Here is a 26,599-nt window from a genome sequence, read left to right as displayed (position 1 = left end):
AGCAAACAGTTATGATCAACCGAGCAGTACTTACGGGACGCTTGACAAGAGATGTTGATTTACGTTACACACCAAGTGGTGCAGCAGTAGGAAACTTTACGTTGGCTGTTGATCGGCAATTTACCAATCAAAGCAACGAACGTGAAGCGGACTTTATCAACTGTGTTATTTGGAGAAAGTCTGCTGAGAACTTCACCAACTTCACCCACAAAGGGTCGTTAGTTGGTATTGAAGGTCGCATTCAGACTCGAAATTACGAAAATCAACAAGGTACAAGAGTTTACGTGACTGAGGTTGTTGTTGAAAACTTTGCACTATTAGAGCCACGTTCGGCTTCAAATAATGCGGGTGGTAACAACAATTTCAGTGCTCCTAGTGATAATAATGCTCCTCAAGGAGATACCAATCCATTTGGCACGCCTAATCAAGGTGGGTCAGCACCTGCTGCTGGTAACAATACCAACAACAGTGCCCCATCAGCTGATAACAGCAACCAAAATGATCCATTTGCAAATAATGGACAATCAATTGATATCTCTGATGATGATTTACCATTCTAAGATCAAGATTTGATCTTGGTTAATCAAGGAGGGAAAACACATGGCTCAACAAAGAAGAGGTGGCCGTCGTCGCCGTAAGGTTGACTTCATCGCCGCAAATCATATCGAATACATCGATTACAAAGATACTAACTTACTAGAACGTTTCGTTTCAGAACGAGGCAAGATTTTACCACGTCGTGTTACTGGTACTAGTGCCAAGAACCAACGTCGTTTAACGATTGCTATCAAGCGTTCAAGAATCATGGGCTTAATGCCTTTCGTTTCAGAAGAAGGCTAGTCAATATTAAGAGGTTAAAGCTGAAAAGCTTTAACCTCTTTTTTGGCCTTTAGAGGGACTTCTCCGCTTGCTTTTTTGAACGGTGTGAATGTGCTAAAATAAAGCTACCATTGAAACATAAGAGGAGTAAATATGAAAAGAATATTTTCTTGGGATAATTTACCAGAGTTCTTACGGAATGAACGATTACGAGGAATTACCATTTTCATTGGCGTCTTGTCGCTGGTGGGTCTTTGGCTCGCCTTTATTTACAGTTGGATTTTAGGGGTTATCGGTGTGTTCGCCGTCTTATTGGGGTTAATATTCTCCTTTAACACAATGAGTGAAATTGGAAAAGATACCAATCGTTATATATCAGATTTATCTTATCGAATTAAACATGGTGAACAAGAAGCATTGATTGAAATGCCCGTTGGAATCGTTATTTTCAGCAAAAACGATGAAATCGAGTGGGTAAATCCCTACTTACAAAATTACTTTGGTGATCAAATCGTGCTGGGTAAAAAAATTGAGGACGTGGATGAGTCACTGGCAAAATTAATTAGTGACCATGCCGAAGATGGCGCAAACTCGACTGTTTCGTGGGGAGACTATAAGATTTCTCTAGTGGTTCAACGAGAATTGGGCGTTGCCTACATCATGGACATTACCCACTATGAAAACATTGCACAGCTCTATAACGATGAAAAGTTAGCGCTAGGACAGATTTTTTTGGATAACTATGATGAAATCACTCAGTCAATGACTGACCAAGAAATTTCAAATTTACGTAACTATGTAACCAATGAATTATCGCGGTGGGCACAAGACTTTGGGATGTACATCAAGCAACTTGATGATGATCATTTCTTCTTGTTGACCTATTCGAAGACGCTAAAGGCAATTGAAGAGGACAAGTTTAAGATTCTGGACATTATTCGGGAAAGCACGTCTAAACAAAACTTCCCGTTGACCTTAAGTATTGGGATTGCCTATGATGATTTAAATCTAAATCGATTGGCTGACCAGGCACAAAGTAACCTTGATTTGGCACTTGGTCGAGGTGGTGACCAGGTGGTTGTTAAGCCTCAGGATGAAGAAGCCCGCTTTTATGGCGGAAAGACGAACCCAATGGAGAAGCGGACGCGGGTTCGTGCGCGGATGATTTCGCAAGCACTGCAAGAGCTCATGAATGAGTCTGATCAAGTTTTTGTTCAGGGACATTTGCACCCAGACATGGATTCCGTTGGGGCCTGTCTAGGGATTAGGCGAATTGCCAAAATGAATAACAAGGATTGCTGGATTGTTCTTGATCAAGAAAACGTCCATTCTGATATTAAACGGTTGCTGGAAGCCTTGAAAGAATATCCTGAAATTACTGATTCAATCATCACACCAGAAGAGGCCGTAGAAAAGGCGACTAAGCAAAGTCTGCTGATCATGGTGGATCATTCCAAGACATCCCTTTCAATCGCACCAGAGCTCTATAATAAGCTAGAAAACCGGGTGATGATCATTGACCATCATCGTCGAGGAGAACAATTCCCCGAGAATCCAATTTTGGTTTATATCGAACCTTATGCGTCATCAACTTGTGAACTGATTACTGAAATGTTTGAGTACCAGTCTCAAGAAGAAGAACCAATTAACAAAATTGAAGCAACTGCCATGTTGACTGGGATCTTTATTGATACTAAATCCTTCTCACTACGAACAGGAACCCGAACCTTTGACGCAGCGAGTTACTTGAGGTCTGCGGGAGCAGATTCCGTTCAAATGCAAGAACTGATGAAGGAAAACGTGGACAGTTACCTACAACGGAATCATTTGATTGAAATGGTTGAATTTATCGATAAAGATAAAGCAATTATTGCGGGTGAAGAGGATCAAATTTATGATTCAGTGACCGCTGCTCAGGCCGCAGACAGCCTCCTATCAATGACGGGTGTCGATGCCTCGTTTGTCATCACAAAGCGTGACGACGGTCGAGTGGGCGTTTCAGCCCGAAGTCTTGGTGACTACAACGTTCAATTGATTATGGAAAAAATGGGTGGTGGTGGTCACCTGTCCAGTGGGGCAACCCAAATTGAAGATAAAACGGTTGCTGAAGTTAAACAGGGATTAATCGATATTTTAACTGAGGATGACGAAACCGAAACTGATTCCGATGCTGAATAATTTTAGTGTCACAACGTTCAATTATATGATAAAGTTTTAAACAGAGCCGAGAACGGTCGGCGTAGATGATTAAGAAGGAGTGGATCACTGTGAAAGTAATCTTTCTACAGGATGTTCGTGGCAAAGGAAAACGCGGCGAAATTAAGGATGTTCCGGATGGGTACGCCCAAAACTTTTTAATTAAAAATGGTAAGGCGAAATCCGCTACTAAATCCGCAATGAGTCAACTTGAAGGTCAACAAAAGGCCGAAGTTAAGCACGAAGAAGAGCAGCTTGAGGAAGCTAAAGAGCTACAAAAACGGCTTGAAAGTGATAAGACGGTTGTTGAGCTAAAAGCAAAGGCCGGAACTGATGGCCGATTGTTTGGCTCAATTCCTAGTAAGCAAATTGCGCAGGCACTCAACCAACAATTTGGCTTAAAGCTAGACAAGCGCAAGATTGAATTAAACGAACCAATTCGCGCAATGGGATATACGAATGTACCAGTTAAGCTTCACCAAAATGTGACCGCAAAAATTCGGGTACACGTTTCTGAAAAATAAGCTGGTCCTTTGATGAAGAATCTCAAAATCAATCGCTGGTTTTGAGATTTTTGTCGTTTAGATTTAGGAGAACAAGAATGAATAACGAGATTATTAATGATCAAACCCCACCACAAAATATAGAAGCAGAAAAAGCCGTTTTAGGTGCTATTTTTCTAAGCACAGATGCGCTAGTGGATTCGATGGAATACCTCCAACCGGATGATTTTTACCGCCGTGCTCATCAGCTTATTTTTGCTGTCATGGTTGATCTAAATGATCGGGATGAGGCAATTGATGCGGTGACTGTCAGCGACGAGCTAACCACCCGTAATCAGCTGGAGGACATCGGTGGCGTGAACTACATCGCCGAACTGGCATCTTCAGTTCCAACGGCAGCTAACGCTATTTACTACGCAAAAATCGTCTCTCAGCAGGCAATTCTCCGCCGGTTAATTAAAACAGCAACCGACATTGTGACGCAAAGTTACTCGCAAGATGAATCTGTCGATGACCTGCTAGCGCAGGCTGAACAAAGCATCATGAACGTGGCTGAGGATCGAAATTCCTCTGGTTTTAAGCCAATCAAGGATGTTTTGACGAGCACCTTTGAAGAAATCGATAAACTTGCCCAACAAAAAGACACGGTTACCGGTCTTTCAACGGGTTATCGTGATTTAGATAAGATTACAACTGGGCTTCATGAAGATGAATTAATGATTTTAGCGGCGCGTCCAGCCGTTGGTAAAACTGCATTTGCGTTAAATATTGCCCAAAATGTGGGAACAAAAACTGACAAAACAGTGGCCATTTTTAGTTTGGAAATGAGTGCTGAATCACTGGTTAACCGGATGCTTTGTGCTGAAGGCAGTATTGATGCCAACCATTTAAGAACGGGTCAGCTAACTGAAGAAGAATGGCAAAATTTGGTGGTTGCGATGGGAAGCCTTTCCAAAGCAAACATTTACATCGATGATACGGCCGGCATCAAAATGTCCGAAATTCGGGCAAAATGTCGCCGATTGGAAAAGGATCGAAATGGTGAACTTGGACTAATCGTCATTGATTACCTCCAACTAGTTGAAAGTACGGGTGCTGAAAACCGGCAACAAGAAGTTTCCGCTATTTCACGGCAATTAAAGAAATTAGCCAAAGAACTTCACGTTCCAGTTATCGCGCTTTCCCAATTGTCACGTGGGGTTGAGCAGCGTCAGGACAAACGACCAGTGCTTTCTGATATTCGGGAATCTGGTTCAATTGAACAAGATGCCGACATCGTTTCATTTTTATATCGGGATGATTATTATGATCGTGACGATGATGATGACGACGGTGGTGACGAGGTGCAGGACGTTGGACCGGTTGAAGTTATTATTGAGAAAAACCGTTCGGGTCCACGAGGAACAGTTAAGTTACTCTTCGTGAAGTCGTACAACAAGTTCTCATCGATTTCAAACGTCCCTGATCAACGAGGTTAAGGTTAAAGGCTGGGCAAAGCATTGCGCTTTGCGACCAGCCTTTTTTTACCGAATTAAACAAAAAAACAGGCCAGCCTCTCGGGCTAACCTGTTGATTTTATATATGATTCAATTCTATATATTCCAAGGGGAGGAGGAGTACATGAAAAGAAGTGTTTGGGGGAAGGTTAGTAACTTATTTCTAACTTATGAACATAGTATAATCAAAAAGTTTGAAGAAAATGTGACAAATAAACCATGACTTATTAAAGGTTTAATTAAGGAAAACAAAAGATGGAGGTGATTTTGTGCATGAATCACGCTTAAAGTGGCTACTAACGGGCGCCATGCTCAATAGTATTGGAACGAGTTTCATCTGGCCGTTAACGACCATTTACATGCATAATGCGCTTGGCAAATCACTGACAGAGGTTGGTGTCATTCTCTTAATGTATTCGATTGCGAACGTGATTGGCAGTTATATTAGTGGCCGCTTGTTTGATCAACTGAATCCCCAACTTCTGACGCTACTTGGAGTGGGCGTTTCAGGTTTGGCAATGGCAACGCTAATCTTCCTCCATGGTTGGCCGGCGTATCCGATTGGGCTTGTCGCAATTGGATTCGGGACGGGATGGATCATCACCCAGGTCAACTCTTTGGGAACCACGATCCATTCAAAAGATGGCCGCTACGTCTTCAACATGCTCTATTTTATGCAAAATTTGGGGGTCGTTTTTGGAACGTCACTGGTTGGCTTCGTATACGATATCAGTATGTCGCTGCTATTTGTGATTACAACGGTGCTGTACGTCCTATTGTTTATCGTGGTGGCCGTTTACTATAAGGTGCCAGCCCTTGCCAAACGCCGTAAGCCAGACGGCGCCAAACAGCTCGTTCGACTTCCAAAGGCAAATAACTGGGTGATTTATACCTTCTTTTTCACCTTAGTCATCATTTGGATTATGTACGAACAATGGGTATCCAACTTGTCCGTCTATATGACCGGAATGGGAATTCCGATGCGAAATTATAGTCTATTATGGACTTTAAACGCAGGATTAATTGTAATTTTCCAACTCATTCTTAATCGGTTGGCGCACTACATGAAAAATATCTACATTCAAGTGTATGCGGGAATTTTCTTTGTTGCGATTTCGTTTGTGACGCTGATGTTTGCCCATGATTATATGCACTTTATATTGGCGATGGTGATTCTAACGATGGGGGAAGCAACGGCGTTTCCAGCCATGCCAGCAATTATTAACGAATTGACACCAGTGGCGGTTAAAGGTAAGTATCAAGGCTTACTCAACTCCTGGGCCTCATTTGGTAAGGCGATTGGTCCCTTGTTTGGTGGACTAGTCATTGAGGGATTGAGTTACTCATGGCTGTTTCTGATTGCGGCAATTGCCAATTTTGGCCTATTAATTTTAAATTTGATTATCGTCCATTTAAAAAGAAATGAAACGGAAGTCTATTAGTGTTAATTTTGAAACACAGCGGTGCTATACTTGTTTTAGCATCTTGATTGGAGTAGAGGAGTATGAAACGAATTTTTCGGGGAATCGTGGGGATTGCCGCTGGAATTATTATCGGTAGCTCTTTCTTTGTAATGACCAGTTCTAAGCAAAATCGGTTTGAAATTTCGACAAATTATGTGACACCGGATGCCAGCCAAACAACGTTGGTTGCCACTGAGGGCCATTCAGTTGCCGTGCAAAATGAGGGCACAACGACCCACAAGGTAACAACGAAAGTCCGAGTCCAAAAAATTAATCAGCCAAAGCACCACATTCCATTTTCACGACAGTAAAAGATCAAAATTCATTTTTTGTATAAAGTGTCGATAAGCCTGCTAACTCATTGAATTTTAATAATGTATAAATGGGTTGATTAAATGAATATTATAATTAATTGTTGACAGTTTTATGCAAAAGAGGTAACTTTATCAGCATAGATTTTCATAATAATGAATAACGATGAAGAGAAAAGTAATCAAGTCAAACACGCTCAGCAAGTTTAGGTTAATGGAAGCTAAACCGGTTTGAAATGGTGAAACGAGTCTCGAAGTTGTACTAAGAAGATTAGTGCTGATTGGTGCCCATTACCGCACCGGAGTTTGAATACGAACTCCCAGAGGAAAGTCGTGTGAGCGGCTTTCAAATAAAAGGTGGTAAAGCGACAGTCGCCCTTGGTTCTTAATGGACCAGGGGCGACTTTTTTAGTACCCCAATTTAAGACAAAGAAGAGAGGTCAACATGATGGAGAGTATGAAACAAGCACAAGTTAAAGGGTTAAATAGAGTCCGCCGCAGCTTCCGATCTGGCATGGTTTTGCGATGCTACAAGTTGACTAATCACTATTTGAACTTAACGGGGGAAATATCACATGAACAAGAAAAACACGCTATTAACGGTTGCACTTGGTAGTTTATTATTAATTTTGGCAGGTTGTACGAGTGGCAACGCCGATTCAACTTCAACTAATTCAAACAAAACATTAAACGTCACACTTGGTGGGAATCCTGCTACGGCGGATCCTGCACTATCGGGGGACCGTTTCAGTTCCGCAATCATTGGCCAAACGTATGAGGGGCTTTATGCTTACGACAAAAAGGGCAACGTCATTCCTGGCGTTGCGACTAAGTTAGTTAAGCCAACCAATAATGGCACGGTCTATACTTACAATTTGAAAAAGGATGCCAAATGGTCAAACGGCGACGAGGTTACCGCACAGGACTTTGTGACGTCATTTGAACATGAAGTTGATCCAACATCTAAGTCACAAATTGCGAGTGACTTTAAGTATTTCAAGAATTACAATGCCGTTCAATCCGGCAAAATGAAGCCGAGCGCCTTAGGGGTTAAGGCACTTAGCGAGAAGAAACTGCAAATCACATTATCAAAACCACAACCTTGGTTGAACGATATTTTAGCTTCAAAAGGGTACCCAATTAACACAGCCGCCTTCAAGAAGTATGGCAGTAAGTATGGAACCTCATCAGCTAAAACAGTGACCAACGGCGCCTACAAGCTAGTTAACTGGAACGGAACATCTGACGACTGGGAATACGTTAAAAACACCCACTATTGGGATGCTAAAAACGTGAAAATTAATAAGGTTGCCGTTCAAGTTGTTAAGGAACCTGGCACAGCTCAAAACCTGTTTACGTCTGGCAAGGTTCAGGAAACGGCTTTGAGTGGGACCTACGTTAAAAATAACGAGAACAACAAGAGTTTGAAGACCACGTTAAACGGGTCAATGCGTTTCTTGGAGTTCAACGATAAGAAGGCCGTTACGCATAATGCGAACGTTCGTAAGGCATTCTCATACATCATCAATCGTGAATCAATTACGAAGAACGTCCTTCAAGACGGTTCAGCCCCGGCAACCAGCCTAATTCCAAAGGGGGATGCCAAGGATCCTCAGACGGGTGAAGACTTCACCAAAGAAGTTGGTAATTTGCTGAGTTATAACCCTAAAAAAGCAACGGTCCTTTGGAATAAGGCCAAGAAGCAACTTGGAAAGAAAACTGTTAACCTTCAAATCCTATCTGCTGATACAGATGATGAAAAGCATGTCGCCCAGTACCTGCAACAACAAGCAGAAAAGTACATGCCAGGACTTCACGTGACGGTTCAATCATTACCTTTGGCGCAACAAATTGCCAAGGGCGCTAAGATGGACTACGACATCGATCTTGATGGCTGGTCAACCAATTGGTACGATCCGTTAGACTTCCTCCAAATGGCTGATGGATCAAACCCCGTCAACTTCACAAAGTGGGACGACAAGACGTATCAAAACATGATTAAAGAGATTAACGATACTTCGAACCACACGACTCAGCAACGTTGGGATTTGATGAAGAAAGCAGATACCTACGTGACAGAAAATGCTGGTTTGGTTCCACTTTATCAACAAGCTAAGGCCTACCTAGTGAGTGATAAGGTCGGTGGCATGGATTACTCAATGATCACGGAAGCACAGTACAAATACGCCTACTGGAAGTAGACTAAACGATTGGTAAGAAAGCTCAAACTAGGGCACGAGTTTGAGAAAACTAAATAGATAAATAAAACCACTTAGCTGACTGAGAGCTCTAAGTGGTTTTTGTTTAGCTAAAATAGTGTTGCATGTTCTGCAATATTTGGCCGATTTCATGGTAATTGGGAATCTTTTCCTGTTCTAAAACGTAATTAATAATCGTTAGAAAAAGGGAGAGGGTGATTGCCTTTTCCAGCACCGATGATTCGTGATGGGTCAATTGGTCGATATTATCTGAAATAATGGTTTTAATTTCACTCTGAAGCGTTAAAGAACCAATTTGAATGGTATTTAAAGCCTTGATGGTGTCACGTTGATTCAAGAAAACCTGCTTTAACTCGGGGGTCATTATCTTAATGATTTCCCCAAAATCAAGACCACTATCCATTAGTTGAATGCGTTCTTCAACGGCTTGGCGGTAGTCGGCCGAAAGGCTTTTGATTAGTTTTTCAGCCAGGTCGTACTTGTCGGCATAGTGTTTATAAAAGGTGAGCCGATTAATCATCGCATTTTCGGCAATTTTGGTAACGGAAATAGCGTTAAATCCCTCTTGATTTACTAAATCAATGAAACTTCTTTTAATGGCAATTTCAGTTCGTCTAATACGCAAATCAGTCATAAGTAAAAGCCTTCCTAATTAAAGTTTTAGTCAACAATATTATAATATATGTCGCGTTAATTAACACTTGTTAGTTTATGTAGCTTAAATCCCAATAGAATAGGGAATTAGGCTTGAAATTTCTGACTTTTGGGATAATATACTAAGGTGAATTCAGCAACGCAGGTTGACGAATTTTGCGGCTAAGCTTAGTCTGATACACATACCAATCGTTGGGAGGTGAGATAACGGTTTGAGAGGGAAAAAGGCGCCAAAAACTTACTATTATCAGTCATTTACGGATGATTTTGTGACCAGCAAAAATCAGGATCAAAAACTACCTAGTGCGTACAGTTGGTCGCACAATAGTTGGGGATTCCGCTGGTTATCAAGGTTTCTGTACGGCTTGTTTTGGCTGTTTGGCGTTTTCTATTGTAAGTGGGGACTCCATGTGACAGTGAAGAACCGGAAAGTACTGAAACCGTACCGTCATCAGGGTTACTTCGTTTATGGGAATCACACGCAGCCGGTTGGGGATGTTTTCACACCCCTGCAGGTCATGGCGCCTAAACGAACCTACATGATGGCAGGCATGGCAAATCTAGGCATTCCAGTTCTTGGAAAATTGATCCCAATTGCGGGTGCGCTAATTTTGCCAGATTCGATTCACCAAATGGGTCAATTTAATCGGGAAATTGAGTCGCTCATTCAACGGAATCAGGCTGTGACCATTTATCCGGAAGCGCACGTTTGGCCGTACTACACGAAAATTAGACCATTTCCGGATGGCGCGTTTCACTACCCGGTTCAAACGCAGGCAGCTGCGTTTGCGATGACCACGACGTACCAAAAGCGGCGCTGGGGGTCGAAACCGCGATTAACGGTCTATGTGGATGGCCCATTTTTGCCGGATCAGACACTGAACAAAAAAGACCAACGGAAGAAGTTGAATCAAGAAGTTCATGATTGTATGGTTATGAGAAGCAAAGAAAGTCATTATGAAACCGTTCATTATCAAAGGGGGCGAGATAGTTGAACATTTTATACTGTGGGAACGACAAGATGGCGGATGGACTTTTAATTTCAATCATCTCGCTATTAAAGCATACGAAAGAGCCGCTGCATATTTTTGTGTTAACGGCGGCAATCAAGACGACGCAACTAACGTATCACGCGATTGATGATGCGACGATTCAATTTCTAAACGAGCGGGTTCAGCTTGAACATCGTGATAGCACCGTGACGAAGGTGGATGTGACGAAAGAATTCATGGACAATCCACCGACAGCCAATATGAACACCATGTTTACGCCATATTGCATGATCAGACTCTACGCCGATTTGATTCCATCCTTACCTGATAAACTATTATATTTAGATACTGATATTATTTGTCACCAAGATTTTCATTCATTCTATTATCAGGAAATGGGTCAAACTGAAGTGATGGGCGTCTTAGATCGATATGGAAAGTGGTTATTTCATCGAAGAGCCGATTCTTTGGACTATATGAACTCTGGCGTTTTGCTCCTGAATTTGGCGCAAATTCGACAGACAAGATTATTCGAAAAATGTCGGCAAATGTGCGCAACTAAGTGGCTCTTCATGCCAGATCAATCAGCACTTAATAAACTCGCAAAATCCAAGAAAATTGTATCAAAGCGATTCAATGAACAGAAACGACTCCGAAAGAACACCGTTTTTCAGCACTTTACCACGAGTTTTAGATTTTGGCCTTGGATTCACACGCAGAAGGTAAAGCCTTGGCAAGTTGACCAAATGCACGAGGTTCTGAACCTGCACGCCTATGATGATATTCTGGCTGAGTATCAAGAATTACAACCAAAGCTGAGGAGGCTTTAGCGATATGCAAGATATAAGAGAGACGATTCCATTATTTTTTTCAGTAGATGATCGGTACGTTCCCTATTTGGGCGTCATGATCAATTCACTAATTGCGTCTGCATCACCAAAATACGATTACAAAGCAATTATTCTGTACCAAGATATAACTGAGCGCAATCAGAAACGCCTTAAAGAGCAAGAAACAGCATCCTTTACACTTGAATTTGTCCCAATGGCAAACGTCTTAGAACGCCAAATGACGGCGGATAACGCAAAATTACGTGGCGACTACAGTACGTTAACCATCTACTTCCGGTTATTTATTGCGGACATGTTCCCGCAATTTGATAAGGCCATTTATTTGGATGCGGATATGTTAGCACCAGGCGATATATCGGAACTTTATGAAATGGAATTGGGCAATAATCTGATTGCTGCAGCACCGGATACATTTACCGCTAGTATTCCGGAAGGCGTCAACTACGATAACAATGCGGTGGGCGTCCCCGCTGGCAAGTATGTCAATTCCGGCGTCCTCTTGCTTAATTTAAAGAAATTTAGGGCAACTAATTTCAGCAAACAGTTTTTAGAACTGTTTAATCGCTACCACTTTAGTGTCATTGCACCGGATCAAGACTATTTGAACGCATTAGCTTACCAAAAGACCCTCTATTTAGATCCAAAGTGGAATGATCAAACAGCGGTTCCTGAGATGTTGACGGCGGATCCTAAAATTATTCATTACAACTTATTCAAGAAGCCAACGCACTATGAAAATGTTCCACATGAAACATTTTTCTGGGAAACCGCCCGTAAATCAGGCTTCTATGATGAGCTTTTAGAAATGAAAAAGCATTACTCATCAAAAGACGTTCAGCAAGATCAAACCAATTTGTTGAGTCTAATTAAAATGGCAAATAGTGTTCCTGATGAGGAGATTACCTTTAAAAAGGTGTTGAACGGAGGGGAGTAGGCACATGGATGCTAGCAAATTAGTGGCGGGAAACCGCGAAGAAGTCATTCAAAATATTAAACAAGCAGTCACTGAACAGCGATTTAACGATAAAGTGGAAACGAATGATCCGGTCATGACCATGCAGCAGCAGGAAAAAGTGGTGAATCATTACCTCCATTACTATGAAAATTGGCGGTATAAGGTTAAAAATGTCGCCGCAAGAAGCATGCTGCGAGTGGCATCAAAGTGGATTATGCGCACGACCAAAGTTGTCGGGAGCGAGAATATTCAAGCGATTAAAAGTGGGGCAATTGTCACGAGCAATCACTTTAGTCCAATCGAAAATACGGTTGTCAGCAAGGCCATGCGGGTGAGTGGTAAGTCACGACTATTTATCGTGAGTGAAGCGACTAACCTTGAAATGAAGGGATTTGTTGGTTTCGTCATGAATTTTTACGATACGATTCCAATGAGTACGAGTACCCAGTACATGGCGCGACCGTTTCCAAATATGTTGGCAGATATTTTAGAAAAGAAGCATTTTATCCTAATCTATCCGGAACAGGAAATGTGGTTTAATTATCGTAAGCCGCGGCCACCAAAGCGTGGGGCGTACTATTACGCTGCGAGATTCAATGTTCCAATCATTTCGTGTTTCGTCGAAATTGTGGATACCCATCAGCAAGTTAGCGTTGATTTCAACGAGGTGCAGTTCATCATGCATATCCTGAAACCAATCTATCCCGATGCGACTAAAAATGTGCATGAAAATAGTTTGGCGATGATGCAACAGGATTATGATCAAAAGTGTGCGGCGTACGAGCGCGCATATGGGAAAAAATTGACCTACGAATTTACGCCTGGTGATATTGCGGGTTGGATTCCGCAGGAGGCTTAAAAAAACGCCACTACAAAAATGTAGTGGCGTTTTAATTTGGTTAAAGGTACGTTTCCTTAAATTGATTGATTTTTGGCCGATGGTTACTATCAAATAGAAGTGTCAGCTGATCACCAACAGCGAGAGTTAAGTCACCATTTGCAACGAGTTCACGATTATGTCGATGCACACGCGTTAGAATCACGCCGGCGGGCCAGTCAACACCACGAACCTCTTTGCCAGCGATTAAACTTGCTGGTGAGATAGTAATGGTGAGTTCATCTAACTTTGCAGCCGGGGTGCTAATTTGATTTTTGAGAGCAATTTGAGAAGCCAGTGCGTTGTAAATTGGCGAACCACCCAGCCAATCGACCATTAGATAGGCGATTAGCGCAACGATGATGAGGGGCAATAAGTGAATAATTGAGCCCACCATTTCGGTAATGAGGATAATCGCGGTAAAAGGAGATTTACTGATACCGGCAAAATAGCCCGCCATGCTGACGATGATGAGGTTGGGGATGTACATATTTGGCATCAAATGAAAACTAACGGCAAGCGTCGCGATTAGCGCACCAATTGCAGCGCCAAGGGCGAGGATTGGTAAGAAAATGCCACCTGGAACGCCCGAACCAAAGGAAATGGCCGAGTAGATAAAGCGGACAAGCACGACACCGAGTAAAAATAGGAGTGTCCAGCGGTGGGTCCCTAAAAGCTTGATGACGTCGTTTCCTCCACCAATGACGGCTGGCCACAAAATGCCTAATGGCCAAATCAGGAGAAGCATAATGCCGCCGTGGTAGCGCCTCGGCAACCATGGAATTTTTGAATAGAGACGTGGCATATTTAACGTCACAACTTGATAGAGACGTCCTAAAAGACCCAACAGAATTCCTAAGGGGATTAGAAGCCAGAAGTATTGAAGGGGCAGAGTGTGCGTGTAAACGACATCTAGGACGGGTTTTAGACCGAAGACTTGCTCGGAAACTAAGTCGGCAGCAAGCGCACTACTTAATGCACTCAACCAAAGTAAAAGTGAAAAACTATGCGCGACTTCTTCCAAAATGAACATAGCACCCGCCAAAGGAGCTCCAAATGCGGCTGACAAACCAGCACTGGCACCGGCAGCAATCATTAACCGCCATCGTTGTTCATCTAAATGGCGTCCTTCCGCGTACCATTGTCCAACTAGGCTACCCAGTTGAATTGAGGGTCCTTCTCGTCCAAGCATACCGCCAGAACTGATCATGAGGACCCCCGCTATGTATTTGCGCCAGAGTAAGGGGAAAGCCTTGAGTGAAAGTTGCCCTGATAGTTGTAACTCCACTTCCGGAATTCCTGAACCCATAATGTGTGAATGACCTTTGATGAGGTGCCCAACGATACCAGCAACTAGCAAAATCACAACTAAGAGGAATAGGACGTTTGGCCAATTAACAGATAGGTGGTACATTTTTTTCCAAATGAGGAGGCCGTGCTGAATGAGCCAGCGAAACGAGCTCACCACAATTCCGGCAAAAAGACCGACTAAGAAGCTGTCGGCCACAATTTTAATTTTTGATCGATCAATTTTTTTTCGTTCCATAACTATAGTCAAGTCCGTTTCGTGAATAAGCTTATAAATAAGTTTACCACACGCGTGGAAGCTGATTAGGACTTATTTGGATTTCCACAATAGCCGTCACAGGCGCACTTATCTTCACTGATCATGGGGCAGTGACAAATACCATCAGATCTGGCGCAACCACAGCCGGGTTCACAAACCATTCCTTCGTGACAATACGGGTTCTTGGTTTCATTCATCATAAACACCTCTTTCTGATTGTAGTATATAACTTGTAAGTGGATTATTTAACCCAAAATTAATCTGATGGGCTTAAACTCAAAGTAGCTGAAATAAAAAAACAGCAATCACGGCGATTTAACGCAGCGTGATTACTGTTTAGTGTTTTTATATGATGGGCAGTCAGGGGATCGAACCCTGGACCCACGGATTAAGAGTCCGTTGCTCTGCCAGCTGAGCTAACTGCCCATATAATTTGCGTTAACAAAACTTGCTCGTTAACAACGATAATAATATTACCATGTAGCTTTTAGCAACGCAACACCTTTTTTTAAAAATTCATTTACAATCTCCGTACAATTTGACGACAAATGACCCAAGAAATGCCGAGTTTATGCGTCAGTAGGTAGTCTGTGCTATAATGACTTTAATTCTAATTATTTTAAAAATTGGAATAAAAATCTATCCTAAATGGCCGAAAATGGTGATCTAGGGATGTTTATTCATTCTAGCTGGACGCTCCTGGCAGAGTGACTTAATCGGAATGAGCGAAACGATAATTTGAAATTAAAAATTTAAAACGAGAAATGAAAATCCTTTAAGGAGGAACATCCATGAAGAAAATTCTAGTTGTCGATGATGAAAAACCAATTACTGATATTGAGAAATTTAATTTAACTAAAGAAGGTTACGAGGTATATGTTGCCTCTGACGGTGAAGAAGCAATCCAACAAGTTGAGGATGTTAACCCAGACCTCATTATTTTAGACCTAATGCTTCCAAAGATTGATGGACTAGAAGTTGCCCGTCAGGTAAGAAAGAACCACGACATGCCAATTATCATGGTCACTGCAAAAGATTCTGAGTTAGATAAGGTGCTAGGACTCGAACTTGGTGCTGATGATTATGTTACCAAGCCATTCTCAAATCGTGAATTGATTGCGCGTGTTAAAGCTAATTTGCGTCGTCAAAATACGGTTTCTAACGCTCAGGCAGATGATAATGAAACCCAAGATATTGAAGTTGGGGACTTAGTTATTCATCCAGATGCCTACTCCGTTTCAAAACGTGGCGAAAATATCGAATTAACCCATCGTGAATTTGAACTACTACACTATTTGGCATTACACCTAGGTCAAGTAATGACCCGTGAGCACTTACTGCAAACAGTTTGGGGCTACGACTACTTTGGTGATGTCAGAACGGTTGATGTGACGGTTCGACGTTTACGAGAAAAGATTGAAGATAATGCAAGTCACCCAACATGGTTGGTGACTCGCCGGGGCGTAGGGTATTACTTACGCAACCCAGATAACGAACAAAGCTAATTTGCACGGAGGAGTCAAAAAAGCGTGAATACAAAACTGCGTTGGTATCAGTCCATTCATTATAAAATTGCGCTCGTATTTGCGCTAATGCTGATAGTGACCCTGGAAATTGTTGGGGCAATTTTCGTTCAACAGCTTGAACGACAAAATATTAATACATTTAAATCACAGATGACCTTACCGCCGTACGTTAGCACTTCGTTGGCAGATCAGTTAGTGCGCAGTAATTCTGGTGCCGCAAATAAGCGAATTAGAATTATTTTGCAAGACGTGAATGCGCCTAATAACGCGCAAATTGAGGTCATTGATAGTAAGGGAACCATCCGTGGAACAAATGAAATTAACGATCAATCCGTTGTCGGCCAGAAAACGACTGATAGTGGGATTAAGAGCGTTATTTATAATACAAGAAGTGCGGGAATTGACCGGACGACCGTTGATAGTGGGGACAATCACTACTATATGACGGTAAAACCGATTATTCGGAGCCAAACTGCCGGCAGCAATAACAACACGCCTGTCGGGGTTATTTACATGCGGGCTAGTTTAGATAGCGTTTATAGCAACATCAATACAATTACGTTGATCTACGTCTTTGCGGCACTGATTGCGATTGTCCTTGGCTTAATGCTGGCAATCGTTATTTCGCGAGCAATTACCCGGCCCATCGATGAAATGAAGAAACAGACTTTGCGAATTGCGAGAGGGGACTACTCTGGCCAAGTTCACGTATATGGAAATGATGAACTCGGACAACTTGCTGGCGCCGTTAATAACCTGTCTGTCAGAGTTGAAGAAGCTCAGGAATCAACTGAATCAGAGCGACGTCGTTTGGATTCCGTTATGTCCCATATGACTGACGGTGTTTTAGCAACCGATCGACGAGGAAACGTCATCACGATTAATGAAATGGCGAATGATTTCTTGGATCTAGAAAATGATGATGCTGTTGGCAAATCAATCCTAGATATCCTGAATATTCGCAAGGAATACTCATTGCGAGATCTCCTCGAAAATCCAGACGAAATTATTCTCGATTTTTCAACTGATGAACATGACTTAATTTTGCAGGCTTACTTCTCATTGATTCAAAGGGAATCTGGCTTCATTAGCGGACTCGTCTGTGTCCTTCATGATGTCACTGAGCAGCAAAAGATTGATCAGGATCGAAAACAATTCGTGTCAAACGTTTCTCATGAGTTAAGGACACCGCTGACAAGCGTGCGTTCTTACGTCGAGGCTTTATCTGACGGTGCCTGGAAGGATCCGAAGATTGCACCCAAGTTTTTAAAGGTGACCCAGGAAGAAACTGACCGAATGATTCGAATGATTAATGACCTATTAACGCTGTCACGAATGGATTCCGGAACACAAAAGATGAATTTAGAACTCGTCAATTTGAACGAGCTATTTAACTATGTCCTCGATCGCTTCGACATGATTATTACGAGTAACGAAAAGAAGAGCGATGAGGAAGAACCGGAAAAGAACTACTCAATCAAGCGTAATTTTACCAAACGCGATTTATGGGTAGAAATTGACACGGACCGATTTACTCAGGTTCTTGATAACATCATGAATAACGCCATCAAGTATTCGCCAGATGGTGGCGTCATTACCTGCCGTTTGGTGGAAACCCATAACAACGTCATCATCAGTATCAGTGACCAAGGATTGGGAATTCCGCGGGCGGATCAGACCCACATTTTCGATCGATTCTATCGAGTTGATAAGGCCCGGGCTAGAGCACAAGGTGGAACTGGACTAGGGTTGGCAATTTCACGAGAAACTGTCCAAATGCTGGGTGGCCGAATTTGGGTTGATAGTCACGAAGGCCGAGGCTCAACTTTCTACATTACGCTACCTTATGAACCGTACGAGGGGGACCTTTGGGATGAAAGTAACTAGAAAAATATTTTTACCAGTGGCGCTCCTGGTTGCGGTCGTTCTTAGCATGATTTTGTCGTGGTTTATTTGGACAAATAATCCAGTGAGGTATGAACGTAACAAGGAAGATACCGTGACGAGTACGAGTACCCAACGGGATTTGAGTACGAAATCAATTCGTGATATTTATTTGCCAGTTCAGGTCATCACAACGGATGTTGGTGGCAATCAAAATTTGGTGAATAATCACAAGGTTAATTTAGTGACTGAAATTCGGGACCGAATGAGTACTTGGAAATCGAATCGAATGGTTTTAGTTAAATCACGCTCTAAGTCCGACTATTTAGCGCAATTGCGCCGGCCGGACACCGTGATGATGAATTACGATAGTAGCATTACCGTGAAGGTTTTCAATCGCGTCTTTAAGAACCAGTTGAAGGGTGTTCGCAATCGAAAATTTAACCGAATTCAAATCAAAATGGACGATGCGAAGCACATTTATCTTCTAAACGATAACGGTTATCGAATTTATCGGGTTACTGTTAGTGGTCAAAAATTGAGTAAATTACGCAGCGTTTTAAAAACAAACTTAATTAAGTATCCAATTAATCTCAAGATGGTCAGTGATCAACCAACTGTTTTCATTAACAAAGGCCTAAAAATGCCGCGGTATAGCTACATGATTAACAAACAGGATGCCAATAACTTTGTTAACCGGCTGATGAGTTCAGATAATGACAACATTTCAATTAAGAAACGTCAAAATGTGACAACGTATGATGATGGCTCTTACCATCGTTTGCAAGTGAATACGAAAACGGGATTTGTCACTTACGGTGATTACAGCTCAATGAAGTCGATTAATACGTATACAAACATGTTGCTGCGATCATATGGTGACCTGAAAAAGATTGGCATTCCGTTAGATAACACGCGATTCTACTATTACAATAAAAAAACGAGTAGCGTTGCCTACCGTGGCTTCGTTGAAGGCTTCCCAATCTTTAATCAAGCAGAATATGGGACTGCACGCATTCAGTTGCAGGGTCAAAGCATCAAACGTTACAACTTCTCGCTGTACGGATTACAGGTGCCGGTTCCTTCAAGACAGAAAGATAAGGACCTGCCGACAACCCAATCGATGCTGGATCAGCTGAAACAGGCGGGTATTAAGGAAGCGGATGTTGATAATATTCAACTAGGCTATGAATGGAAGCAGAATAAAGCGTCAAGTGAAGTCGTTGACTTAAACCCAACTTGGTACGTGAGATATCAGGGAAAATGGCGGACTTACGAGTCATTGTTGAGTAACTAATTTGAGCAATCAGGAAAGGAGGAAATTGTGTGGATTTTCGACGAATTGAATGGATATTCTTAGTGATCTTTGTTGCGATTGATATTTTCTTATTTGTGTCGTTTAGGCAAAGTGGGACTGTTCAAACAAGTGGCAGTGCCCAAACTGGCGATTCAAATGGGACCATCATCAAGGAAATGAAAAGTGATCAAATTAAATTTAGCCAACCATCTGCAAAAAGTTCTGATGGATACTACATTTCGAGTAGTAATAATAATGATTTGGAAGATAAGGCCGGTTCACTGCTTGGTCAATCAACGAGTTACAGTGATGACCAGTTGACCAGCACGTTCAAGACCCCAGTTGCCATCAGTAATTCAACGGCAGAAAAGGCAACTGACATCATGATGAAGGATTCTAGTCAGGTTTCTCATGGGAAGGAATACCATTACAGCAAGCAATTATCGACCAAAAATCAGATAATTTACGTGCAAGATGTGACCAATGGTTCCATTTATTCTCAAATGGGTGAAGTTCGCTTTAAAGTTAGCAATAACGAAATCACCGGATATACTCAAGGATATTTGAGTGACGTCCAGTCTTTACGTGAAAAAACCGACACAATTTCCGAACAACGGGCCTTAATTTGGTTGTATCAATATAATGAAATTCCAAACGGGGCACAGATTCAGTGGACGAAACTTGGATATACAAAACTACTGTCCATTCAGGAAAGTAGCGTGTACGTGCCAACTTGGATTATTGCGATGAAGACCAATAACACGACGGGGACGTACCTGAGACGTGTTAATGCGTTTACTGGTGCCATTCTTAAAAGTGAAACGTCAGCCAAATCGGTAACGACTGATTAAAAAATAGTGTATAATCGAGCCATAATTAAAGATAACGGAATAAGAGCTGGTGGCAGAACCATTGTCCCGGCTTTTTACATAAAAGGGAGCACTTAATGACAATGAATGATGGACTAAAAGTCAGCGTATTAGCCAGCGGTAGTACTGGCAATTGCACATACATTGAAACGGGTCAGCACAAGGTATTGGTTGACGCCGGATTAAGCGGCAAGAAAATTGAAGGATTAATGGCATCAATTGGCAAAAGTCTGAATGATGTCGATTCTCTGTTTGTGACCCACGAACACAGTGATCACCGCAAAGCAGTTGGCATTTTAGCACGACGCTATCCACAACTAAACGTGTACGCCAACAAGGGAACTTGGGATGCGATGGCTAACCGAATCGGGGAAGTTGCTGCTGACCAAAAGAACCTATTTGCACCAGATACCACTCTATCAATGGGTGACCTGGACGTTGAAAGTTTCAGCGTGTCTCATGATGCAGCCGAACCTCAATTTTACTCATTTCATCATAATGGGAAGTCGTTTGTCATCTTGACGGACACGGGAATGGTCTCAGAGCACGTTGAGGGCACGATTAAGGACGCAGATGGCTACTTGCTGGAATGTAACCATGATCTTGAAATGTTACGTCAGGGAAGCTATTCATGGCCATTGAAGCAACGGATTCTAAGTGATAAGGGGCATTTGTCCAACGAGGATAGCGCTAACGTGATGATGGATGTGCTTGGCAACCATACGAAGCGCATTTTCCTTGGCCATTTAAGTCAGGAAAATAACATCAAGACGCTTGCCCATTTGACGGTGGCTTCAATGATGGCGAACCACGATTACGGCGTGGGACACGACTTTCAGTTACTCGATACGGATCCTGATAAGGCATCAGGAATTGTTTCTCTTTAATAAAATTTAATAATTTAACGAGAATTTAGCGACTTTATTCAAACATTTTTCACAAGTTAACGGTAATATAGACTTGTAAAAGGTTTAAATAAGGGCGTTTTTCTTTTGCGCTAAATCCAAAGGGAGGTCAGGCGAAAGCCGAATCAATATGGATAATAATAATAATGAAAACCAAAACTTAAATAACCAAGATCAACCAACTCGTGCTAAGCGGGGCGGCGGAATGCTAACAAAGGTTGCCATAACAGCATTAATTGCCGGTTTACTTGGTGGGGGAATTGCCTATGGGGGAATGACCTACTTTAATAATCATGTGAATACAACTTCAGTTCCTAGTGGCTCAAACAGTGGTGGTACAGCATCGACGAGCAACGTGAAGGTTAACGTTAGTTCTAAATCTGAAACTGCGTTCAAAAATGTGAAGGGTGCCGTTGTTTCGGTTATCAATTTGCAAAAAGAAAGTTCAAGTAGCGATGGATTGGGAAGTTTGTTTGGCGAGAGCAGTAGTGAGTCATCATCGTCCTCTAGCAGCTCCTTAGAGGAAAGTTCAGAGGGTTCAGGTATCGTTTATAAGAAATCTGGGAACTCGGCTTACATCGTCACAAATAACCACGTGGTATCTGGTTCAAACGCGCTAGAAGTCATTACTAGTTCTGGTAAGAAGAAGGAAGCCAAAATTGTTGGTAAGGATAGCGTGACTGATTTAGCCGTTATTAAGGTTAATTCAAGCGATATCAATAAAGTTGCCACGTTTGGTGACTCATCGGCCATCAAGGTTGGTGAAACGGCGCTCGCGATTGGATCACCACTTGGTTCAGAGTACGCAACGTCATTGACGCAAGGAATTATTTCAGCTAAGAAACGAACGGTTGAAACAACGAATGGGACTGCAACGGTTATTCAAACGGATGCCGCCATCAACCCAGGTAACTCGGGTGGTCCACTGATTAATTTAGGTGGCCAAGTTATCGGGATTAACTCGATGAAGTTAGCTTCTGACAGCTCAGGTACTAGCGTTGAAGGGATGGGCTTTGCCATTCCAAGTAATGAAGTTGTGAAGATTATTAATCAACTCATTAAGAGTGGTAAGATTACCCGACCAGCATTGGGAATCAAGTACGTTGATTTGTCGGAAATCTCTAAGACCCAACAAAAATCAACGCTTAAATTACCAAGTAGCGTTTCCTACGGTGCCGTTGTGATGGCAGCGCCAAGCAGCAATTCGCCCGCAAGTAAGGCCGGTATTAAGAAGTACGATGTTATTACGGCTCTTGGGAATAAAAAGGTAACTGAAAATACGACGCTACGTGATCTTCTGTATAATTACAAAGTTGGCGATAAGGTCAAAGTGACCTACTACCACAACGGAAACAAGAAGACTGAGACGGTAACGCTTAATAAAACTGCTTCATAAATGATGCATAAAATAAAATTTCTAAAAACTGGCGATAGACGGCATTTTGAGTCACACAATCGATTGGTTTTAGCATGAAAAAGGTCCGATAGACGAGCGCGTCTATCGGGCTTTTTTGTCTGTTTTCCGAACTAGGAAAATGAATGCTTGCGGAATCAAGTGTATTTGCAGGGTGAAAGAGACGAAAAGTCCGAATAAAAATAGTGGATTAAGGGTAAAACTTCGGGTGAGATAAATTAGAGGAGCCTGTGGATAACTTTGTGGATAAGTCAAAATTTGTGTATATTTTAAAAATGATACTGGTATAACTTTATTTTGCTAAATTTTTAAGTTATCCACAGGCTAATGTGCATAACTTTGTCAACAACTGGGGATAATTCCTTAATCCCTTGTGGCCGTAAGCGTTTGACTGTAACATAGGAACGCTTGTTTTGTTTAACCTGTTGATAACTATTTTTGAGGGTCTATTATAAATGCCGTTTTTGAAGCATGTTGACGGTTACAATTAAAATAAAGTGTGAATTAAGTCTGTGGATAACTTTGTGCATAACTTGTTGATAGTTCCATTTTTCGGTGGATAGCGTAAAATGAAAGCAGAAATAATGGCTAAGGAGTCTGTGATGAATATTAAAATTATTGGTGTGGGTAAACTGAAGGAAAAATACTTTAAACAGGGAATTGCTGAATATGCAAAACGATTATCACGTTTTTGTAAGTTTGAAATTGTCGAGGTTCCAGATGAGAAGGCTCCTGAATCTTTGAGTCAGGCCCAGATGGATGACGTGATGGCTAAGGAAGGCGAACGTATTTTGGGCAAAATAAAAGACCGCGAGTACGTGTACGCACTCGCAATCTTAGGGAAGGAACGTTCATCGGAGGAATTTGCTGCCGAGATCGCGCAATTAACTACTTATGGACATTCTGATATCACGTTTGTCATTGGTGGATCACTCGGATTGACACCAGAGGTCCTTAAACGTGCCAACACACAGATTTCGTTTGGCCGGTTCACACTTCCTCACCAATTGATGAGACTGGTGCTGACGGAGCAGGTATACCGGGCATTTATGATTAACGAGGGAAGCCCGTATCATAAGTGAAGGTTTGCAAACATGTAAGGCTTTACCGGAAATATGGTGAAACTGGTGATTCAAAATTGTTATAGAAGGTGAAGTTATTTTTAGATTAAGAAATATTGATACTCTTTTGAAATTTAAAGAGTTAGAAAAACAATCCATCTATTTTGCTCCGGCTAGTGTTGAAGATGATATGTATGAAGGCAGATATCCAATGTATTTTGACGGAAATGAGGCATTGTGGCAAGGTTTCTTTGCTATGTTCTACAAACATATTTCATTCAATCAAGGAATCGTTGGCGAAAAATTTGATGAATATGTACCAGCCATGGTCCCATTAAAAACGAATCTCACTAGTAGAAATTATAATTATGATGGAGAGGAATTTAAAGGATATTTAAATATAGGCGGAGTGAGGGCTTTAATAGCGCTTTTTGCAGCGTCAGGAAAAGTATATGAACGTCAGTTGCGTAAGATAATTACTCAGTATATTTTATTTTTAACTATTTTTTACTCGCAGCAATTTGGAGCATTTGTTAATAAGAAAACAGAACTTGAAAAAAAGAATAAACAAATGGTGAAAAAATTGGATAGTGTGCAGAAGATAATAAGTACACTCAATAAAGTACCATGCGAAGAAACAAGTCGTGTAGATATTTTGTCAAAATTTACTAGTGACCCTTTATGTTACCAAAATGAGTTGGATGTTAATAGTCAGCAATTCGTTAATTATCAAATAAGTGAAAAGTTGATGGACAGTTTTTTTGAAGGATTAAGGAATATGGCATTAGAAAACTGCTACATTGCTTCATTTACAGATGATTATTCAGACGGACGGATGTGGCATGATTATACTAATTATGAGGGGATTGCAATAGAGTATAAGAATGATGAGTCAATCACTTTAAGGGATTCTGAAGGAAATAGCAGTAATCATAAGTTTAAAAAAGTGGCATATGAGAATGCACAAAGTTTTAATTTTTTTAGTTCTATAGGAAAACTACCGGATGCAATGATTACAGGAATATTTGCAAATTATGATTGGGGAAACGATACTCATCAAATAAAAGAAAATCTAAAAGATAACTACTGGAAATGGACCGAGCAAACAGTATTAACAAAGGATTCTTCGTGGATCACACAAAGAGAGTCGCGTCTTATTATTTCTAATTTTATGGAGGGATATTCTACGACTCAAAGTAGGACATTTTTTTATGATTTTTCAGAATTGAAATCAATAACTTTTGGTCCTAAAACAAGCAATGAAAATAAGATAAAAATAACCAAAATACTCGTTCAGAAATGTAAGGAGAATGATGTTGCAAATTTTCCTGTATATGCTATGTTCAGAGATGACAAAACTGGAAAGATGGAGCGAGAACTTTTGACAAGTCTCCATGGAAAATAAAAGTAGGTGCCTCTTATGGCACCTACTTTTTGTAAAGTGAAGTAGTATATAGAACTTACTTCCTATCTTCATCCAATTCCATCAATCGCTGTCTCAACGCAGGGTCATAAGCCGTCAAATACAGCCCATACTTACCGCGCTTCATTAACACGTTCAAAACGTTTGCGATGAAGGTTTTATATTCATCTTGAGAAAATTGAATATCTTTCCGTTTCTTGAAAATTTCCTTATGAGAATACTTTTCGGGAATGATGGTCATGGTGTCCGTCTTTTTATCGTAGCCAAATGAAGGACCGATAATCATCCCGACGTAGTTCAAATCAAATCCCTGCAGCGTGTAAATCGTCCCAACTTGGGTAATCGATCCCTCACGTTTAGCCCACGGGGTGCGTTGTGGATCCCATTCATCCCAAGGTAGGCTGAAAGTATCCATTTCAACGTTATGGCGGCCATCAATTCGTGGGAAGCCAGAAGTGGCCACGACACGGCTCATGCCAAACTCTTTGTTGCGCTTTTTGATAGTTTCAAACAAGTCGCCGGCTTTATCAAACACCTTAAACTCAAAGTCGCTATTGTTCGGGAAGGCCTTCAATGGCTTTTCAGCAGATAAATCGTCCATCCAGGCAACCTGCTCATCACTGGCGACCATTCGGTATTGGAAATCCATATCAAATACTTTGTAGGGGTCCTTACCAATCGTCTTAAAGAGCAACTCCTTGTCCCAGTACATCTTAGACTGGAAGACCTGGTCGAAATCGTACACGGCGACGACCACTTTGGCCATACTCATCAAATCAGTTAGTTGATTTTGTCCGCGATAGTGCGCGTAGGGTTCTGATTTGGAATAGAGGAGATGGGCTTCGTCGACAAAAATAACGTCATATTTTTTATGATTCTTTTGCGCGTCATTAATTAACGCTGTTGGTCGCAAAATGGACTTCACGTTCATATTTGGGATTGCCTCACCAATGTCACGGTAAGCTTTATATAGTTCCGGATGGTTAACGACTAATGCGGTCTTATAGCGCTTGTCGGTCATGTATTGGCGAACCAGCTCCATTAAAACGACTGACTTTCCGGTTCCCGCACCACCCTCGATAATCGCGATGGAATGGGACTTATCGTTGAGTCCTTTTTCAATGTAATTGTTAATATCTGTGATTTTTGCTTTTTGATCGTCTGAAAGATCATCAACAAAAAATTGTGCTTTTAAAATCTCATTCATGGTGTGGCTCCTAAGTTATTCATTATTTGAGTGCAGTTACTGCTGTTGTATTCCTCAAGGTATTATATCAGTAAAACGATAAACTGCTTGGAATCTTTGAAAATTTAAGC

The 26,599-nt window shown here is 41.6% G+C and carries 23 protein-coding genes and 1 tRNA gene; 20 read left to right on the top strand and 4 right to left on the bottom strand.

Annotated features, from left to right (window positions below; genetic code table 11):
* Window positions 1-11 precede the first annotated feature (11 nt).
* The 8 genes from ssb (at window position 12) to FGL90_RS04630 (ending at window position 8,989) form a co-directional block, all read left to right on the top strand.
* Window positions 12-560: a single-stranded DNA-binding protein gene (gene ssb / locus FGL90_RS04665; RefSeq protein ID WP_010619026.1), complete on the top strand. Its 549-nt coding sequence runs from the start codon at window positions 12-14 to the stop codon at window positions 558-560.
* Between the two features lie 40 nt (window positions 561-600).
* Entirely contained in the window at window positions 601-840 is a 240-nt protein-coding gene (gene rpsR, locus FGL90_RS04660) for a 30S ribosomal protein S18 (protein WP_010619027.1), read from the top strand.
* A 132-nt stretch (window positions 841-972) separates the two neighbouring features.
* A complete protein-coding gene (locus FGL90_RS04655; protein ID WP_147657111.1) occupies window positions 973-2,997 on the top strand; it encodes a DHH family phosphoesterase in 2,025 nt (674 codons plus the stop codon).
* Window positions 2,998-3,086: 89 nt separating this feature from the next.
* Window positions 3,087-3,539: a 50S ribosomal protein L9 gene (gene rplI / locus FGL90_RS04650; RefSeq protein ID WP_010619029.1), complete on the top strand. Its 453-nt coding sequence runs from the start codon at window positions 3,087-3,089 to the stop codon at window positions 3,537-3,539.
* Between the two features lie 77 nt (window positions 3,540-3,616).
* On the top strand, window positions 3,617-4,996 hold the full coding sequence (dnaB, locus tag FGL90_RS04645) for a replicative DNA helicase (protein WP_010619030.1): 1,380 nt from the start codon (window positions 3,617-3,619) through the stop codon (window positions 4,994-4,996).
* A 287-nt stretch (window positions 4,997-5,283) separates the two neighbouring features.
* Window positions 5,284-6,456, top strand: coding sequence for an MDR family MFS transporter (locus FGL90_RS04640; protein WP_010619031.1), 1,173 nt, complete (start codon window positions 5,284-5,286; stop codon window positions 6,454-6,456).
* Between the two features lie 62 nt (window positions 6,457-6,518).
* On the top strand, window positions 6,519-6,788 hold the full coding sequence (locus FGL90_RS04635) for a hypothetical protein (RefSeq protein ID WP_147657109.1): 270 nt from the start codon (window positions 6,519-6,521) through the stop codon (window positions 6,786-6,788).
* A 575-nt stretch (window positions 6,789-7,363) separates the two neighbouring features.
* On the top strand, window positions 7,364-8,989 hold the full coding sequence (locus FGL90_RS04630) for a peptide ABC transporter substrate-binding protein (RefSeq protein WP_010619033.1): 1,626 nt from the start codon (window positions 7,364-7,366) through the stop codon (window positions 8,987-8,989).
* 103 nt (window positions 8,990-9,092) lie between these two features.
* Here the strand turns inward: FGL90_RS04630 and FGL90_RS04625 are convergent, their stop codons facing one another.
* Window positions 9,093-9,641, bottom strand: coding sequence for a TetR/AcrR family transcriptional regulator (locus FGL90_RS04625; protein ID WP_147657107.1), 549 nt, complete (start codon window positions 9,639-9,641; stop codon window positions 9,093-9,095).
* A gap of 232 nt (window positions 9,642-9,873) precedes the next feature.
* Here FGL90_RS04625 and FGL90_RS04620 point away from each other — a divergent pair, with 232 nt between their 5' ends.
* Genes FGL90_RS04620 through FGL90_RS04605 form a run of 4 tightly spaced genes read left to right on the top strand, consistent with a single transcriptional unit; the run spans window position 9,874 to window position 13,318 of the window.
* Entirely contained in the window at window positions 9,874-10,656 is a 783-nt protein-coding gene (locus tag FGL90_RS04620; RefSeq protein WP_147657105.1) for a 1-acyl-sn-glycerol-3-phosphate acyltransferase, read from the top strand.
* Between the two features lie 26 nt (window positions 10,657-10,682).
* A complete protein-coding gene (locus FGL90_RS04615; protein WP_263862598.1) occupies window positions 10,683-11,483 on the top strand; it encodes a glycosyltransferase in 801 nt (266 codons plus the stop codon).
* Window positions 11,484-11,487: 4 nt separating this feature from the next.
* Entirely contained in the window at window positions 11,488-12,438 is a 951-nt protein-coding gene (locus tag FGL90_RS04610) for a glycosyltransferase family 8 protein (RefSeq protein WP_147657101.1), read from the top strand.
* Between the two features lie 4 nt (window positions 12,439-12,442).
* A complete protein-coding gene (locus FGL90_RS04605) occupies window positions 12,443-13,318 on the top strand; it encodes a lysophospholipid acyltransferase family protein (protein WP_147657099.1) in 876 nt (291 codons plus the stop codon).
* Window positions 13,319-13,358: 40 nt separating this feature from the next.
* Here the strand turns inward: FGL90_RS04605 and FGL90_RS04600 are convergent, their stop codons facing one another.
* Together FGL90_RS04600 and FGL90_RS04595 are read right to left on the bottom strand one after the other, a co-directional pair.
* Window positions 13,359-14,882: a ClC family H(+)/Cl(-) exchange transporter gene (locus tag FGL90_RS04600; RefSeq protein WP_147657097.1), complete on the bottom strand. Its 1,524-nt coding sequence runs from the start codon at window positions 14,880-14,882 to the stop codon at window positions 13,359-13,361.
* A 374-nt stretch (window positions 14,883-15,256) separates the two neighbouring features.
* Window positions 15,257-15,329: transfer RNA gene (locus FGL90_RS04595), tRNA-Lys, on the bottom strand.
* 365 nt (window positions 15,330-15,694) lie between these two features.
* On the opposite strand from FGL90_RS04595, the gene yycF reads away from it, so the two are divergent.
* The 8 genes from yycF (at window position 15,695) to FGL90_RS04555 (ending at window position 25,264) form a co-directional block, all read left to right on the top strand.
* Window positions 15,695-16,408, top strand: a complete 714-nt coding sequence (yycF, locus tag FGL90_RS04590) for a response regulator YycF (RefSeq protein ID WP_010619040.1) — start codon at window positions 15,695-15,697, stop codon at window positions 16,406-16,408.
* A gap of 24 nt (window positions 16,409-16,432) precedes the next feature.
* Window positions 16,433-18,316 (top strand): cell wall metabolism sensor histidine kinase WalK, encoded by a 1,884-nt coding sequence (walK, locus tag FGL90_RS04585; RefSeq protein ID WP_147657095.1) that lies wholly within the window; start codon window positions 16,433-16,435, stop codon window positions 18,314-18,316.
* Entirely contained in the window at window positions 18,303-19,610 is a 1,308-nt protein-coding gene (locus tag FGL90_RS04580; RefSeq protein ID WP_010619042.1) for a YycH family regulatory protein, read from the top strand. Before walK ends, FGL90_RS04580 begins: the two co-directional genes overlap by 14 nt.
* Before the next feature lie 29 nt (window positions 19,611-19,639).
* Window positions 19,640-20,461, top strand: coding sequence for a two-component system regulatory protein YycI (locus FGL90_RS04575; RefSeq protein WP_010619043.1), 822 nt, complete (start codon window positions 19,640-19,642; stop codon window positions 20,459-20,461).
* A gap of 95 nt (window positions 20,462-20,556) precedes the next feature.
* Complete coding sequence (locus FGL90_RS04570) at window positions 20,557-21,366, top strand: MBL fold metallo-hydrolase (protein WP_033445153.1); 810 nt, start codon at window positions 20,557-20,559, stop codon at window positions 21,364-21,366.
* A gap of 223 nt (window positions 21,367-21,589) precedes the next feature.
* A complete protein-coding gene (locus FGL90_RS04565) occupies window positions 21,590-22,780 on the top strand; it encodes a S1C family serine protease (protein ID WP_187240458.1) in 1,191 nt (396 codons plus the stop codon).
* Window positions 22,781-23,400: 620 nt separating this feature from the next.
* Window positions 23,401-23,880 (top strand): 23S rRNA (pseudouridine(1915)-N(3))-methyltransferase RlmH, encoded by a 480-nt coding sequence (rlmH, locus tag FGL90_RS04560; protein WP_010619046.1) that lies wholly within the window; start codon window positions 23,401-23,403, stop codon window positions 23,878-23,880.
* Between the two features lie 106 nt (window positions 23,881-23,986).
* Window positions 23,987-25,264 carry a DUF2971 domain-containing protein gene (locus tag FGL90_RS04555; protein WP_225423052.1) on the top strand — a complete coding sequence of 426 codons (1,278 nt, stop codon included), beginning with the start codon at window positions 23,987-23,989 and terminating at the stop codon, window positions 25,262-25,264.
* A gap of 55 nt (window positions 25,265-25,319) precedes the next feature.
* Here the strand turns inward: FGL90_RS04555 and FGL90_RS04550 are convergent, their stop codons facing one another.
* Window positions 25,320-26,489, bottom strand: coding sequence for a DUF2075 domain-containing protein (locus FGL90_RS04550; protein ID WP_147657089.1), 1,170 nt, complete (start codon window positions 26,487-26,489; stop codon window positions 25,320-25,322).
* Window positions 26,490-26,599: the final 110 nt, after the last annotated feature.

The sequence above is a fragment of the Secundilactobacillus malefermentans genome (genome assembly GCF_008033155.1).
In the GTDB taxonomy this organism is placed as follows: Bacteria; Bacillota; Bacilli; order Lactobacillales; family Lactobacillaceae; genus Secundilactobacillus; species Secundilactobacillus malefermentans.
This window is presented reverse-complemented; position numbering and strand designations above follow the sequence as displayed.